This window comes from Halomonas sp. TD01 (assembly GCF_923868895.1).
Lineage (GTDB): Bacteria > Pseudomonadota > Gammaproteobacteria > Pseudomonadales > Halomonadaceae > Vreelandella.
Window position 1 is genome coordinate 3,877,069 of sequence record NZ_OV350343.1, and the last position, 15,922, is coordinate 3,892,990.

At 51.7% G+C, this 15,922-nt stretch carries 11 protein-coding genes; 3 read left to right on the forward strand and 8 right to left on the reverse strand.

Annotated features, from left to right (window positions below):
- Positions 1 to 3: 3 nt before the first annotated feature.
- Entirely contained in the window at positions 4 to 1,863 is a 1,860-nt protein-coding gene (locus L1X57_RS17545) for a ShlB/FhaC/HecB family hemolysin secretion/activation protein (RefSeq protein ID WP_143759812.1), read from the reverse strand.
- 529 nt (positions 1,864 to 2,392) lie between these two features.
- Positions 2,393 to 3,259 carry a hypothetical protein gene (locus tag L1X57_RS17550; protein ID WP_039869991.1) on the reverse strand — a complete coding sequence of 289 codons (867 nt, stop codon included), beginning with the start codon at positions 3,257 to 3,259 and terminating at the stop codon, positions 2,393 to 2,395.
- Between the two features lie 240 nt (positions 3,260 to 3,499).
- Here L1X57_RS17550 and uraD point away from each other — a divergent pair, with 240 nt between their 5' ends.
- The 3 genes from uraD to aceF all read left to right on the forward strand — a co-directional run bounded on the left by uraD (position 3,500) and on the right by aceF (position 8,550).
- The gene (uraD, locus tag L1X57_RS17555) at positions 3,500 to 4,033 is read left to right on the forward strand and encodes a 2-oxo-4-hydroxy-4-carboxy-5-ureidoimidazoline decarboxylase (RefSeq protein ID WP_009725052.1); all 534 of its coding nucleotides are present in this window, start codon (positions 3,500 to 3,502) and stop codon (positions 4,031 to 4,033) included.
- Positions 4,034 to 4,136: 103 nt separating this feature from the next.
- A complete protein-coding gene (gene aceE, locus L1X57_RS17560) occupies positions 4,137 to 6,809 on the forward strand; it encodes a pyruvate dehydrogenase (acetyl-transferring), homodimeric type (protein WP_234667824.1) in 2,673 nt (890 codons plus the stop codon).
- A 58-nt stretch (positions 6,810 to 6,867) separates the two neighbouring features.
- Positions 6,868 to 8,550 carry a dihydrolipoyllysine-residue acetyltransferase gene (aceF, locus tag L1X57_RS17565; RefSeq protein ID WP_234667826.1) on the forward strand — a complete coding sequence of 561 codons (1,683 nt, stop codon included), beginning with the start codon at positions 6,868 to 6,870 and terminating at the stop codon, positions 8,548 to 8,550.
- A gap of 140 nt (positions 8,551 to 8,690) precedes the next feature.
- On the opposite strand, the gene L1X57_RS17570 is transcribed toward aceF, so the two are convergent.
- The 6 genes from L1X57_RS17570 to L1X57_RS17595 all read right to left on the reverse strand — a co-directional run bounded on the left by L1X57_RS17570 (position 8,691) and on the right by L1X57_RS17595 (position 15,804).
- Complete coding sequence (locus tag L1X57_RS17570) at positions 8,691 to 9,422, reverse strand: GntR family transcriptional regulator (protein WP_009724992.1); 732 nt, start codon at positions 9,420 to 9,422, stop codon at positions 8,691 to 8,693.
- Positions 9,423 to 9,545: 123 nt separating this feature from the next.
- The gene (locus L1X57_RS17575; protein ID WP_009724991.1) at positions 9,546 to 10,868 is read right to left on the reverse strand and encodes a glycerate kinase type-2 family protein; all 1,323 of its coding nucleotides are present in this window, start codon (positions 10,866 to 10,868) and stop codon (positions 9,546 to 9,548) included.
- Between the two features lie 159 nt (positions 10,869 to 11,027).
- Positions 11,028 to 11,912, reverse strand: coding sequence for a 2-hydroxy-3-oxopropionate reductase (locus L1X57_RS17580; protein ID WP_009724990.1), 885 nt, complete (start codon positions 11,910 to 11,912; stop codon positions 11,028 to 11,030).
- A gap of 109 nt (positions 11,913 to 12,021) precedes the next feature.
- Entirely contained in the window at positions 12,022 to 12,798 is a 777-nt protein-coding gene (gene hyi / locus L1X57_RS17585; protein ID WP_009724989.1) for a hydroxypyruvate isomerase, read from the reverse strand.
- Positions 12,799 to 12,866: 68 nt separating this feature from the next.
- Positions 12,867 to 14,654 carry a glyoxylate carboligase gene (gene gcl / locus L1X57_RS17590; protein WP_009724988.1) on the reverse strand — a complete coding sequence of 596 codons (1,788 nt, stop codon included), beginning with the start codon at positions 14,652 to 14,654 and terminating at the stop codon, positions 12,867 to 12,869.
- Between the two features lie 352 nt (positions 14,655 to 15,006).
- Positions 15,007 to 15,804 carry an IclR family transcriptional regulator gene (locus L1X57_RS17595; RefSeq protein ID WP_009724987.1) on the reverse strand — a complete coding sequence of 266 codons (798 nt, stop codon included), beginning with the start codon at positions 15,802 to 15,804 and terminating at the stop codon, positions 15,007 to 15,009.
- Positions 15,805 to 15,922: the final 118 nt, after the last annotated feature.

Consider the following 15,922-nt stretch of genomic DNA (forward strand, 5'->3'; position numbering starts at 1 on the left):
GTATCAAAATTGAATATGAAAACTAAATCCGTAATCCTGACTGGCGGTTCTGAACCCCTCAGGTTTATGAAGTGGCTGACCTAAGAAAAGATCGATATTGCTTTGCACTGGCCCTGTGTTCCATCGCGTACGCAGACCCACTACCGCCCCAGCCATTTCGTTACCCAGTTGCATTTGATTAGAGGGTCCGCTGACCCGTCCCCAATCTAACCCTGAGTACACGCTGTAGGGGCTTTGACCAAGCTGCATGGAAACTTCGTTACGCAATAAAAGGCCACTGTCACCACTGAGCATGCTCACACCATCAAAGCCGCGCACGGAATAACGTCCACCGATAGAAAATCGATCTTGGGGAGTTAGAGGGGTTTCATGCCACTGTCCACGAAAGCTACCGTGGTAGTTCCAACGCTGATGGACAAAATCAAAAGGAATACTCACACTGGCATTCAGTAACCACATTCGCATACGTGACGTGCCTTCACCGAATGCTTCTTCGGGGGCGGGCAATGCCCCCCATGCACCGATGCCCCTACGATGAGTGAGGACTGCTTCCCACACCCCCGAACCAACGCTACGACGATGACCAAGACTGATATCCACCCCAGATACAGCACGACGCTGCACCTCAATTTCCGTATCATCTATGTAGTTGTTTGAGCGCCGGTGAAATGCACGTATAACGCCTGTGGTTTTACCTGCCTGGTCACGCTGAAGGACACGTGAAAGCTGTGCATCGTATTGATCGCTTGTACCCGAATAAACATAGTCCTGAAAAGCACCAGCAATAGTTTGATGATATCGAGTGCTAGAACTATTGAATGATAGGAGACTGTACCCCCAGGGGACGGAGTAATGTAAAGCATGCCCAGAGTTGCCTCGGTCTCCAGGATCTTTACCTCCTAATTCAGACTGCAGAGTAATGTAGAACAGGTCGCTTAGTGTCAAAAGGTTATCGTAGCTGAGTGTAAAAGCCCCTTGGTATTTTCCTGTGCTTTCATTGCCTGAATCATCAACCGATGCATGTACTCTGAAAGGAAAAGCCTGCTTGTGGCGGATTATCAGTTCGCTTTGACCTGGTTCTTCACCAGGCTCAATCGAGATATCAGCTTCAACTGTTGGCACACGTCTGAAATTTTCAAGTCCCTGTTCAATATCGCGCAAATTGAGAACCCGACCAGCATGGGTTGGAATGGTGTTGAAAAGAGTCGCGCGCTGACCATATTCCTCCGCAAAGCGAATATCACTAATCACGCCTTCTAAGATATCTAGGCGCAACTCTCCAGACGACAAATCTTGCGGGGGCGCAAGAATGCGTGTGGTTGTCCAGCCCTTCTGAACCAACGCTTGCTGCAGGCGAGCCATAATGACGCTCACTCCCTGAGCTCCTAAGCAACGACTAAGCGCCGGCTGACTATCTTGAGGGTCGTTAACATAGTCATATAGCCAATTCCAGTCCTGACTCCCCCTGTTAATAACGTTTAGATAGATACTGCTGATTTCAAAACAAGGCGTCTCTGTCGCGGGAAAAACAAGCGGAACTTTGGGATCATGCAGGGGAGATAGTCGTACATCGCTCTGAGGCTGAAGCTGCTCGCGCTGCTGCCTTAGTCTCTCTTGCTCCTGCCGAAATTGGCGCAGGGACTCGTTGTCAAGATCCACTGAACTCTGTGCGACGGCATTACTCGCAATACACATCAAAAACAGGCACAAACAAGCCCTTCCTAAGGACACAGGCCAGCAAAAACTCAATTTTTGATAATTATTTTTAACAGAGATATCCCTATCGTAAAACCAAGCATCAGCAGCCTTGAAAACTACTTTTATCTTAATTTTAGTTATAATTAATCTATCCCTAACAGACATATCAAGGAACTCCTTTTCCAGATACTGAAACACTAATGCATCACTTATTCTTTCTTACACTCTATTAATAAAAATAAATTTTTACTGATTTTAACAAACGCCCAGAAAGCATTTAACAACAGCAGATGCTTTAATAAAATTTAACGCTATAAAAAATCAACCAAACCTATCTTAGCCAATATACAACATATTTCTCCAACACAAAAACCAAGAGACATACCAATACTGAAAACAATAGTTAATAACAACCAAACTGTCACAATACATATATATAACTATATTTAAAAAATGACATATAGTAAAAAATTAACCACTTATAATATTAATAAGTATTAACACCTCTGTGCACCACCCAATAATAATGTAAAATTCCAACAAACAATCACTCGATTAAAAACCACTGCTTCACAAAAAATAATGGCGTCCCTCTTCAAGCACACTTAGCCAAAGTGCACCTGAGACATAAAAAAATACCCCTTGGCACTTTCGGGCCAAGGGGTATCGGTTAAGCCAGTAGCAGTGGTTGGTTTTAGAAGTGCCATTCCAGATTAAAGGTCATGGCATCGGTATCGACACCCGGTTGGCTGTGGTTTCCGAATTTGTTGCGCCAATACTCATAACCGACGCCCATCCATAAGGAATTTTCCGTGCCCCAGGCAACTTGCCCGACGTCTAGCATCAACGAGGTGCGCATTAACTGCTCAGGCTTGGTCGCTTCCCCAAAGTAATCGTCTCCTTTTTCGCTGTTGTAGTTATAGAACCCTTGGAATTTTAGCGGTAACGCCGCAGCTTCAAACGGCAGCCCCCAGGCCAAGTTAATTTGGTAATAGGGATCAAACGAAATGCTGTTCTGATTTTCTGGCAGTCCACAAGGTGGCAAGCCGCAGTGGTTCCATTCACGGCTATAGAAGAGACTTAGATCCACAAAGCCTCTCGGCACATCAAATTTAAACGTTGGCCCCACTACTAGCTGACGTTTACGTGGTGCAAAGCCAGTATTTTTGGTGTTTAGGTCAAACCCAAACGTCAGCGCCATGTCTTTGACGGGTCCGAAAGCGATGGGCTCATTGAACACTCCGCCCCCATGGAGTTGATGCCGATATGCTAAATAGGCTTCAGTCGCCCCTGAATCACTGTTATTGGCGGGGTCTTGGCTGCTGGACTGAAGCACGTCCAGATTTAAAAAGTTTTGGCCCAGTGAGTAACCACTAACATGGGTAAACTGAAGAATATGCTTCTCTATGTTCTCTGGGTTATTCGGCTCGGTAAACTGCGTTCCATAGCGATAGCCCACAAACGTATCACTCCATGTCGCCGCTTGGGCACTTACCGAGATAGCGCCAAGAGAAACGCCTATCGCCAGATACGCTGTCACTGCTCGTTTGCTCTTCAACATGCAAAACCCTTTGTTGTTTGATTTTGTTTTTAGACATCTTTCTAAGAGCCCCTCTGTAAAGGCCCTCCTATAGAGATCTTGCTATAAAGACCTTTCTATAAAGGCCTTTCTAACGCCGTTATGCCCGCTTCCCGCGGATGCGATAGCGATTTTTTTGCGGAAACGGCACCTCTTAGAGTACATTTAGCAATATTTATTGTATACAATAAAACTGATAAACAAATACAAGAGGAGAATACAATGCCGCATATTTTAAAAGCAGCTCGCCCCAGCCGCCTTGGCTTAGACGCCTTTCTTGAGCATTACGGGGACGTTTTTGAACATTCACCCTGGGTAGCCGAAACCGCCTGGAAACAGGGGTTTACCGACCAACACGATGACCCAGATGTGCTAGCTGACTGCATGGGCAATGTGCTTAAGGGTGCTGATATTGATCAGCAAATTGCTGTCATCCGCGCTCACCCAGACCTTGCCGGGAAAGCAGCGCTGGCGGGTGAGCTAACCCAGGATTCCACCCGTGAGCAGGCAGGTGCGGGGCTAGATCAGTGTTCAACCGAAGAGTTTGAGCGCTTTCAACGCCTGAATCAGGCCTATCAAGATACGTTCGGCTTCCCCTTTGTGATTGCTGTTAAAGGGCTTGATCGACACGCCATCCTTTATGCGTTCGAAAAGCGTCTTGAAAACGACGCCGCTACCGAGCGTCAAACCGCTATTGAGCAAATCATCCAGATAGCGCGCTTCCGCCTTCACATGCGTGCGGCCGAGTCAGCGTAATTCTCACGCGCTTAGCGCTTGTATTTTCCTTTCAGCCTGACCTGTGGTGCTCGGCCCTTCAGGCTGTGAGGCTTACCTTTTATCGTCATTCGGAGAGACCTCTATGAGTCTGGAGACAAGAGAAGATCTCGATCCGCTCGAAACCACGGAGTGGCTAGAATCCCTGGAATCAGTACTGGATCGTGAGGGCGAAGATCGTGCCCGCTACCTGATGACCCGCTTGGCGGATCGCCTGCGCCGGGACGGGATGAAGGTGCCCTTCTCGGTGACAACCCCGCACCGGAATACGATCCCTGTGCATCGCGAAGCACCGATGCCCGGCGATCTGTTTATGGAGCGCCGCATTCGGTCGTTGATCCGTTATAACGCCATTGCTCAGGTCATCCGTAATAACCGCGCCAACCCCGGGCTGGGCGGCCACATTGCCAGCTTTATGTCGTCAGCCACGCTGTACGATGTCGGCTTTAACCACTTCTTCCGCGCGCCCAAGGGTGATTTTGAAGGCGACCTGATCTACATTCAGGGCCACGTTGCCCCGGGGATTTACGCGCGTTCTTATCTGGAAGGCCGTCTGTCTGAAGAGCAGATGGACAAATTCCGTCGCGAAGTCGACGGCGATGGTCTGTCTTCCTACCCGCACCCTTGGCTGATGCCGGATTACTGGCAGTTCCCCACGGTGTCGATGGGTCTTGGCCCGATTCAGGCCATCTATCAAGCCCACGTGATGAAGTACCTGCATCACCGTGAGCTGAAAGACATGTACGACCGCAAGATCTGGTGCTTTATGGGCGACGGCGAGTGTGATGAGCCGGAGTCACTGGGCGCGATTTCTCTGGCGGGTCGTGAAAACCTCGATAACCTGATCTTCGTCATCAACTGCAACCTGCAGCGCTTGGACGGTCCGGTACGCGGCAACTCCCGCGTCATGGACGAGTTCGAAGGCGTGTTCCGCGGTGCTGGCTGGAACGTCATCAAGGTCGTCTGGGGGCGTCACTGGGATCCGCTGTTCGAGAAGGACAAGAAAGGCATCCTGCAAAAACGCATGGATGAAGCAGTCGACGGTGAGTACCAGAACTACAAGGCCAACGGCGGTTCGTACACCCGTGAGCACTTCTTCGGTAAGTACCCCGAAACCGAAGCGATGGTCAATGACCTGTCTGATGAAGACATCTGGAAGCTCAACCGCGGTGGTCACGACCCGTTCAAGGTCTACGCGGCCTACCATGAAGCGGTCAACCAGACCAACGGTAAGCCCACGGTCATCCTGGCGCACACCGTTAAAGGCTACGGCATGGGCAGCGGCGATGGCGAAGCCGCCAACGAAGCCCACCAGGTCAAGAGCATGGAGTACGAAGCGCTGCGCAAATTCCGCGACCGCTTTGGTATTCCGATCACCGACGAACAGCTCAAAGACGTGCCCTACTACAAGCCGGAAGAAGACTCTCCCGAGCTTAAGTACATGCACCTGCAGCGGGAACGCTTGAACGGCTACCTGCCGGCCCGCCGCAGTGACTTTGAGGCGCTGGAGATCCCCAGCCTGGACGACAAAACCTTTGCCTCGCAAATGGTTGGTTCCAAAGGGCGCGAAGTCTCGACCACCATGGCATTCGTGCGCGTCCTGAACGGTCTGGTCAAGGATAAGAAGCTCGGCAAACATGTCGTACCGATTATTCCTGACGAAGCGCGTACCTTCGGCATGGAAGGCATGTTCCGTCAGCTCGGCATCTACACCTCGGAAGGTCAGAAATATGAGCCGGTCGATAAAGGCCAGATCATGTTCTACCGCGAGGATCAGAAAGGCCAGATTCTCGAAGAAGGGATTAGTGAGGCTGGCGCGATGTCTGCGTGGATTGCCGCCGCGACGTCCTACAGCAACAACAACGTTACCCTGCTGCCGTTCTATGTCTACTACTCGATGTTCGGCTTCCAGCGCATTGGTGACTTGGCCTGGGCCGCAGGTGACCTGCAAGCCCGCGGCTTTATGGTCGGCGGCACTGCCGGGCGTACCACGCTCAACGGTGAAGGTCTGCAGCACCAGGATGGTCACAGCTTGATTCAAGCCTCCACCATACCCAACTGCCGCAGCTACGACCCGACCTACGCCCACGAAGTGGCGGTCATCCTCCAGGATGGTTTGAAGCGCATGTTCTCCGACAAAGAGAACTGCTTCTACTACCTGACGGTGATGAACGAAAACTACGAGCACCCAGCAATCGACAACGTGCCCACCGACGATATCGTCAAAGGCATGTACCTGCTCAACGAAACGAAAGGCGACAAGGGCCGCGTGCAACTGATGGGCTCCGGTACCATCCTGCGCGAAGTCGAAGCCGCCGCAGAGCTGTTGGCCAACGACTGGGGCATTGGCGCGGATATCTGGAGCGTGACCAGCTTTAACGAGCTGCGTCGCGAAGCGCTGCTGTTGGAGCGTGAAGCCTTCTTGAACCCGGACGTTGAGGGCAACAAGCCCCACGTGACGAAGTGCCTGGAAGGCCGTGACGGCCCGGTGATTGCCTCCACCGACTACATGAAGCTCTACGCCGACCAAGTGCGTGCCTGGGTGCCAAGCGAGTACACCGTGCTGGGTACAGACGGCTTTGGCCGTTCCGACACCCGCGAGAAGCTGCGCTACTTCTTTGAAGTAGACCGCTACTTCGTCACCGTGGCGGCGCTACGTGCGCTGGCGGACCGCGGTGAGCTTGATCGCAAGCATGTCGGCGAGGCGCTGAAGAAGTATGGCATCGACGCCAACAAGCCGAACCCGCTGACCAGCTAAACCGCTGCCCGGCGGGCAAACGCCCGCCGGCTCGATCCGATTTGGAAGGAGCGCGACCTTGAGTAGCGAAATCATCAAAGTTCCCGATATCGGTGGTGATACCGATGTCGAAATCATCGAGATTGCGGTGTCAGAAGGCGACGTCATTGAAGCGGAAGACACCCTAATCACCCTGGAATCTGACAAAGCCAGCATGGACGTCCCGGCCCCGAAAGGCGGCAAGGTGCTCAAAGTGCTGGTCAAAGAAGGCGATAGCGTCTCCGAAGGCGACGACATCGTTGAGCTGGAGGTTGAAGGCGGCACAGGCGGTGGCGAAGAGACGTCTGACAGCCAGCCCAACGACGCGCCAGCGAAAGAAGACAAACCGACGCAGGAAGAAGCCCCTGCACCGGCAGCGAAGAAAGCCAGTGGCGGCAAGCAGGCCGTTGACATCAAAGTGCCGGACTTGGGTGGTTCAGACAACGTTGAAATCATCGAAGTCGCGGTCAGCGCTGGCGATGACGTCAACGCCGAAGACACTTTGATCACCCTCGAGTCGGATAAAGCCTCGATGGATGTACCCAGCCCGCACGGTGGTAAGATCGTTGCGCTCACGGTCAAAGAAGGCGATACCGTCTCGGAAGGCGACGTGATCGGCCAGATGGAAATCGCTGGTGAAGGTGGCGACAACAGCGAAGACGCGCCGCAAGAGCAAGCCGCTGCTGAAGAGCCGGTCGTTGAAAAACCTGTCGCTGAAGCACCAGCAAAACAAGCCCCTTCTCCTGAAGGCACCCCGAGTCCGGAAGCACAAATCGCTGATGATCAGCCACGGGATAGTAAGCTGGTACATGCAGGCCCAGCAGTACGCATGCTGGCACGTGAACTAAATGTTGATCTTAGTCTTGTTAAGCCTAGTGGCCCGAAAGACCGGGTGCTGAAAGAAGATGTGCAGGCCTACGTGAAACAGGCCATTGCCAGCCAAGGTAAAGCACAAACAGCGGCTGCCCCAGCAGCGAGTGGTGGTGCTGGCATTCCCGCGATACCAGAAGTCGACTTCAGCCAGTTTGGCGACGTGGAAGAGAAGCCGATGGGTCGCCTGCTTAAAATGGGTGCGACCAATCTGCACCGCAGCTGGCTCAATGTGCCTCACGTGACGCAGTTCGACGAGGCCGACATTACCGAGCTTGAAAGCTTCCGTAAAGCCATGAAGGCTGAAGCCGAAGCCCAAGGCGCCAAGCTGACACCGTTGCCGTTTATGGTTAAAGCCTGTGCCTTTGCACTGAGTAAATTCCCCCAGTTCAACGTTAGCCTGAAAGGCGACGGCGAAACGCTGGTATGGAAAAACTACGTGCATATCGGAATTGCCGTGGATACACCTGATGGTCTGATGGTGCCAGTAGTGCGCAACGCCGATAAAAAATCCTTGATTGAGATTGCCAAGGAGATGGCGGAGCTCGGCAAGAAAGCGCAAACCAAGAAGCTTAAGCGTGATGAGATGACCGGTGGCTGCTTCACCATTTCGAGCCTTGGCTCGATTGGTGGAACCGCGTTCACACCGATCGTTAATGCGCCGGAAGTGGCGATCCTGGGGGTGTCGAAAGCGCAGATGAAGCCGGTATGGGATGGCAGTGCCTTCCAGCCGCGCTTAATGATGCCGCTATCGCTCTCTTACGATCACCGGGCGATTAACGGTGCGGATGCCGCCCGCTTTACGGCCTTCCTGGCCGATGTGCTGACGGATATTCGCCGATTACTGCTGTAATCGTTTCACAGTAAGCCACAAGCGGCGCCCAATAGGGCGCCGCTTGTTTGAGACATCAGTTTGGAGCATTGAAACCTATTGTTCGCGAAACCCCAGGGTTACCGAAAATCGATGGTTATCGAAAACCTAGGGCTAGCGAATCACGCCCTAACAGATTTACCGCCTAGAATAGTCATCAAATCGTCGTTTTCTGGCTCTTGAGACGACAGTACCAGCAAAGACTCTAAGCTATTAAGGTGAGTGTATATCGCCTGCTTAGCCGCCTGTGCATCACCACTCGCCAAGTGCCCAAGCAAGTTCGCATGATCGCCTTCCAAGTAGCAAGAAGACAAGCCCGGACGCTTATAGAGAGCGATGACAATTGACGTTCTCAAGACGAGATCGGTCAACATCGCGCCCAAAATACGATTAGGGGCATGCTGGGCAAGGAGATGATGAATATTGAGGGAATGCTCAATGCGTGACGGTTCGTCACTGTTTTCAAACGCCTGCTTTTCAAGGGCGACCTGCTTCTCTAACGCCTTGTAAGTCGCCACATCCAGCTTACCCGCCAACAGTGAGACAATCTCACCTTCCACTAACCTACGCGCAGAAAACGTCTCTCGCGTTTCGTCAATCGAAGGTGCTCTGACGCGGGCGACCTGATTCGGTCGTTGGTCGATAACATGTTCAGCATCAAGCCGTGTTAACGCTTTACGCACCACTGAACGGCTGACGCCAAATACATCGCCTATGGTGACTTCAGGCAGTTTTGTATTTGGTGCCAGTCGCTGCATCAGTACCGCAGACCGGATGTGTTCAACAATATCTTGATCGCTAACGCGACCTTCTTTCGTTTTGGTAAAACCTTTCTTGTGCCAGCCGAGGGTCATGGCCTAACTCTCTAATGAACCTCGACGAAACTTATCATGTTTACCCCTCGGACAACCACTCAGAACCACACAAAACAATGCCTTAACGGGTAATTGGATAGTTAAGCGGGAACAACGACAACCTTACGACGGGTTGGGTAGAATAAGAATCGCTCGGAAATCGTTAACATTGGTTCGGGTTGGCCCTGTTACCACGAGGTCATCTAAAGCATCAAAGAAACTGTACGCATCGTTACGGGCAAGGTAATCCTGGGCAGAAAGCGTTAATGCCTTAGCCCGCTGCCAGCACTCAGGCCCAATTAACGCGCCTGCATTATCTTCAGAGCCATCGATTCCATCGGTATCAATGGCAATCGCATAAATGCCATCACATCCTTTTAGCGTATCAAAAAGCCCCAGCAGGTACTCAACGTTACGCCCTCCTCGACCATTACCGCGCACGGTAACGCTCGTTTCGCCGCCTGACAGTACCAGCAGCGGACGAGTAATTTCAGCCTGCAACTTGCACACCATACGCCCCTGGGCAATGCCTAAATCTCTTGCTTCCCCTTCAAGGTCATCACCTAACACTCTTACCTCTAAACCACTCTCTTCGGCACTGAGTTGAGCGGCCTTCAGTGCGTCCCGCGCACGGGCTAGGATAGTCGATTTATCCCGTGCAAATCCTTGATTCCAGGTCTGAGGCGCACGATGATCGGCCATTAAATGGCGTTTCACGTGCTCAGGCACCTCAAGCTCATGGCGGTTTAATATTGCCAACGCATCTAACGACGTTGTGTTATCAGGCAGTGTCGGGCCTGAGGCAATTAATGAAGGCACGTCACCAGGAACATCCGAAATAAGTAACGTCACCACTTGCGCGGGGTGCGCAGCAGTGGCCAACCGCCCGCCTTTAATCGCCGATAAGTGGCGCCTTACGGTGTTGATTTCACGGATCGGTGCACCACACCGAAGCAGCGCCTTATTAAGAGCCTGTTTGTCTTCTAACGAAATACCATCCGCCGGCAGGGTCATTAACGCAGAGCCGCCTCCTGAGATAAGTGCGATCACTTGATCGTCTTCACCCAGGTTTTTCACTTCATCAAGCATGCGCTTAGCGGCTTGCTCACCCAGCGCATCAGGCATTGGATGAGAGGCTTCCAGTACATCGATATAGCGACAGGTTGCACCATGCTGATAACGGGTCACTACTACGCCCGTTAAGTCGACCTCTTCGCCTGACTCACGAGCGCGTTTTTCCCACGCCAACTCTAATGCGCGCGCCATGGCGGCGGCAGCCTTACCCGCGCCCACGACGACAGTTCGGCCTGGCGGTTTTTCAGGCAACTGAGCAGTTAATAAGCTATCGGGATGTACGGCAGCAATGGCCGTTTCGGCCAGTTGATTCAGCCACTGGCGGGTTGCCTCTTCACTGGTAAAAGGCGCCAAGCGAACAAGGGAATTCATCAAAAGACTCCTCGGGCAGGGATCAGGAAAAGGGCTCAGAAAGGAGCTTAGAAAAGAACATAAACAAAGAGCTTGGAAAGCTTAGTAAAAGAACTTAAAACTCAGTAAAAAGAACTTAATGGCAGGCCAACAGACGTTGGCCTGCCTGACAAAGGCGCGTTATTGGCCAACCTCATGGTCTGCCAACTTTTCTAAAGCGCGCACAATACCTGCGTGATCCCAATCTTCGCCCCCGTTGGCGGCACACGCTTGGAACAACTGCTGTGCATTGGCGGTGCCTGGCAATGACAGGTTTAACGTTTTGGCACCTTCTAACGCTAAGTTGAGATCTTTCTGGTGCAGACGAACGCGGAACCCAGGCTCAAAGGTGCGCTTGATCATGCGCTCGCCATGAACATCGAGTATTTTCGATTGAGCTAAACCGCCCATTAATGATTCACGCACTTTAGCAACATCAGCACCTGCTTTAGAGGCAAACAGCAACCCTTCTGCTACTGCTTCAATGGTCAGTGCTACCACAATCTGGTTAGCCACTTTGCACGTCTGACCTGCACCGTGGCCGCCAATGTGGGTAATCGTCTTCCCAACAACGTCCAGGTATGGCTTGGCTCGCTCAAACCCTTCCGTTGTTGCACCCACCATAATGGTAAGCGCGGCGTTAATCGCACCACCTTCACCACCAGAAACCGGCGCATCGACAAATTCCCCGCCTGCATCGGTAATCCGCTTGGCAAATGCCTGAGTCTGCATCGGGGCAATGGAGCTCATATCAATCACCAGAGTGCCGGGCTTCAGGCCTTCAATCACGCCTTCCTCACCAAATAATACGCTTTCGACATCGGGCGTGTCGGGCACCATGGTGATAATGACGTCAGACGCTTCAGCAACCGCTTTGGGTGAAGCGACTTCACTCATGCCTTTTTCGGCAAGCGCAGCATCCAATGTGCCGCGTTTAACGGTCACCAACGAGTGACCAGCGTCGAGCAGGTGGCCCGCCATAGGACGACCCATAATGCCTAAACCAATAAAACCGATCTTACTCATAATTGTTCTCCATTCGCGTCTTTCAGAAACCAACCTATTGTTTCCAAATGATTTAGATTTCTTGAATTATCGACTATCTACTCACTTGCCTGCTTTAAGTCACACAGGGTTAACGCGCCTTATCTAACCAACCCAAACCTTCGACTGTCGTGGTCTTGGGCTTGTACTCGCAGCCAATCCAGCCGTCATAGCCAAGCTGCTGTAGGTGGCTAAATAAGAAGGGATAATTGATCTCACCTGTTCCTGGCTCATGGCGCCCTGGGTTATCCGCCAGCTGCACGTGAGCGACACGCGCGAAATGCTTTTCAATAGTGGGCGCAAGATCGCCCTCCATGATTTGCATGTGATAGATGTCGTACTGCAGCTTTAAATTATCACTGCCGACTTCGTCAAAAAGTGCCAACGCCTGTTCGGTGCGATTAAGGAAAAAGCCTGGGATGTCACGGGTGTTGATAGGTTCTGCAAGCAGCAAAATGCCGGCTGCTTTGAGTTTTTCGGCAGCGTAGCGAAGGTTTTCGACCAAGGTACGGTGAGCCTCAGCATCACTAACGCCCTCAGGCTTAATACCCGCAAGACAGTTCACCTGCTTGCACTCAAGCGCAGTGGCATAGTCGATCGCTTTATCCACACCGGCGCGAAACTCTTCTACCCGGTCGGGATGACAAGCAATGCCTCGCTCGCCGGCTCCCCAATCTCCCGCAGGTAAGTTGTGCAGCACTTGGGTTAGGCCATTCGCATCCAAGCGCTGCTTGATGTCAGCTGCCGCATAGTCATAGGGAAAAAGGTACTCAACCCCTTTAAAGCCCGCCTTTGCGGCGGCCTCAAAGCGATCAAGAAAATCGACTTCAGTGAACAGCATACTGAGATTCGCGGCAAACTTAGCCATAGTGTTCTCCTAACGTTTTAGCGTCTTAATAACGACTTCAGCGACTTGCCTGGAAGCACCTTGGTGCGTTACGTCAGGCTGGCAATAGAGCTCGGTGCATCGGTAAGGTTTTCAGCTAACGCTTCGAACTCATTAACCCCATCAAGGTCAGTGCCCATCGAGATATTGGTAACGCGCTCTAGAATAATTTCCACCACGACCGGCACGCGGTATTGGCGCATTAGCTCACGCGCTTTCTCTAACGCAGGCGCAATCTCATCGGGTGTAGTGACACGTAGCGCTTTACAGCCAAGGCCTTCAGCAACCGACACGTGATCTACGCCATACTCAGCGAGCGCCGCTTCTTCGTCGGTATAGTTGATGTTCTTGAACGAGAGCTGGACACAGTAATCCATGTCGAAGCCACGCTGGGCCTGACGAATCAAACCGAGGTAGGAGTTGTTCACCAGCACGTGGATATACGGCAAGTTAAACTGTGCCCCAACCGCTAGCTCCTCTACCATAAACTGGAAGTCGTAATCGCCAGACAGCGCAACCACTTCGGCATCAGGGTCGGCACGGCAAACACCCAGTGCCGCAGGCACTGTCCAGCCTAGCGGCCCAGCTTGGCCACAGTTAATCCAGTGCCGGGGCTTGTACACATGCAGGAACTGAGCGCCGGCAATCTGAGACAAACCGATGGTGCTGATATAGCGTGCATTCTTACCAAAAACTTTGTTCATCTCTTCGTAAACACGCTGGGGTTTCACCGGCACGTTATCGAAGTGAGTTTTGCGCAGTAGTGTGCGTTTACGTTCCTGACACTCTTGTGCCCAGGCACTACGATTTTTCAGCTGTCCGCTGGCCTTCATTTCACGAGCGACGTCGATAAACAGGTCTAGGGCAAGCTTTGCATCAGAAACGATGCCGTAGTCAGGCCCGAAAATACGACCTATTTGCGTTGGCTCAATATCAACGTGAACAAATTTTCTATCTTTTGTATACGTTTCTACATTACCAGTGTGTCGGTTGGCCCAACGATTACCAATTCCCATGACAAAGTCAGAGGCCAGCATGGTCGCATTACCGTATCGATGCGACGTTTGGAGCCCTACCATGCCTGCCATTAACGGGTGGTCATCCGGGATCGTTCCCCACCCCATCAGCGTCGGGATGACTGGCACACCGGTTAGCTCGGCAAATTCAACTAATTGCTCGGCAGCATCGGCGTTGATGATGCCACCACCGGCAACGATCAGCGGCTTATCGGCTTCGTTAAGCATCGTCAGTGCTTTTTCAATTTGGGCACGTGATGCTGAGGGTTTATAAGCCGGAAGTGATTCGTAGGTGTCCGGATCGAACTCGATTTCGCTCATCTGTACATCGATGGGCAGGTCGATCAGTACCGGTCCAGGGCGACTAGAACGCATGATCTGGAAGGCTTTCTGGAAAGCACGCGGCACCTGAGCAGGCTCCATCACCGTCACGGACCATTTGGTCACTGGGCCAGCAATCGTCTGAATGTCGACGGCCTGGAAGTCTTCTTTATGCATCTTGGCGCGGGGAGCTTGGCCAGTGATACATAGAATCGGAATTGAATCAGCACTGGCAGAATACAACCCCGTAATCATATCCGTGCCCGCGGGGCCAGAGGTACCGATGCACACACCAATGTTGCCAGCAGTTGTACGGGTATACCCTTCCGCCATGTGTGAAGCACCTTCCACGTGGCGTGCTAGCACATGGTCCACCCCACCCACTTTACGCATCGCAGCGTAGAAAGGGTTGATCGCAGCACCTGGAACACCAAAGGCAACATCAACACCTTCTTTTTTCAGGACGTGAATGGCGGCTTCTGCAGCTGTCATTTTGGCCATCACAACTTCTCCTCGAAGATTGAATACATTTAGTATTCATTTTTGTATTTAATTTTGTATACGAGACAATATTCAAAGTATGCGCCATCCAACGCACTGTCAATATTTAATGGAAAATATTTCCATTAAAATCAGAAGACGCAATAAAAAACATTTAAAATCAGATATTTGAAAGCCACTATATTGCGTATAAATACGTATAAGGGAGCACAAGCGTTGCTAACGAAACGCTCTCGGTATTGGTAAAAACAGGCATGCCAATCGGACCGGTGCTTTTGCATCCAGTCCATACAGTGGTAAACATTTTGTAGATTTAACCCCGCATGCAGAGTGCTATTGCCGCCTGCAACGCCTAACCATCGCGTTTCGCAAGGGCTTGGTCGTGTCCTAGCATGTCGGAGATTGTTCTCGCGGCCTCTTGCACCAGCGCTTGCAGCTTGGTTCGCTCATCCTCGGCAAATTCATGCACAGGCACCATAATACTAACGACACCCTCCACTACCCCATCATGGTTGTAGAGCGGGTAGGCGATCGATGAAATACCAAAGTGATAGTAAGAATCTGCAATGACATAACCACGCTGACGGTCTTCCTGAACTAAGTCCCACAGAACATCACGCCGGATGGGTGCACCGAGTTCTTTATTAAGCAGTTGATCATCAGGGTAGAGCGATTCAAATTCCTCTTTTGAGAGGTCTGTCAGAAGCAGCCGCCCTAATGAAGTGCAGTGCAGTGGAATTCTTGTTCCTACGCTAACGCGACGAATCGTGGCGTTAGTGGCACCCACACGGGCCACATAAACTGCATCCCTTCCATCCCTAACGGCAATGTGACTTGAGCAGCCAGTCTGCTCGCATAGCGACTCAATAACCGGATGGCCTACCTGTACAACATCTAATGAGGCCACATATTCAAAGCCCAGCTTCAGCACGTTAACACCCAGCGAGTACAATCCGGTTACCGGGTGATGACGAAGAAACCCCATATGTTCCAAGGTCTGTACTGCACGATACGAAGTCGACTGGGGATAGCCAACGCGTTTAACGATCTCGGCAAAACTCATCTCACGATGATGACGATTGAGTTCCATTAAAATCGTCAGCCCTCGTTCAAGCGCGGGAATTAAATGCTTTTTTTCCTTATCACTCATGGCGGGTTAACTCACTTCGTTATTTGTATTATCGAGATAACGTAAAACCCCCAACGCCTGCGCAAATCTATCATTGGCCGATTGCCATTACGGCTATAAAGCAACCTTGGGCATTCGT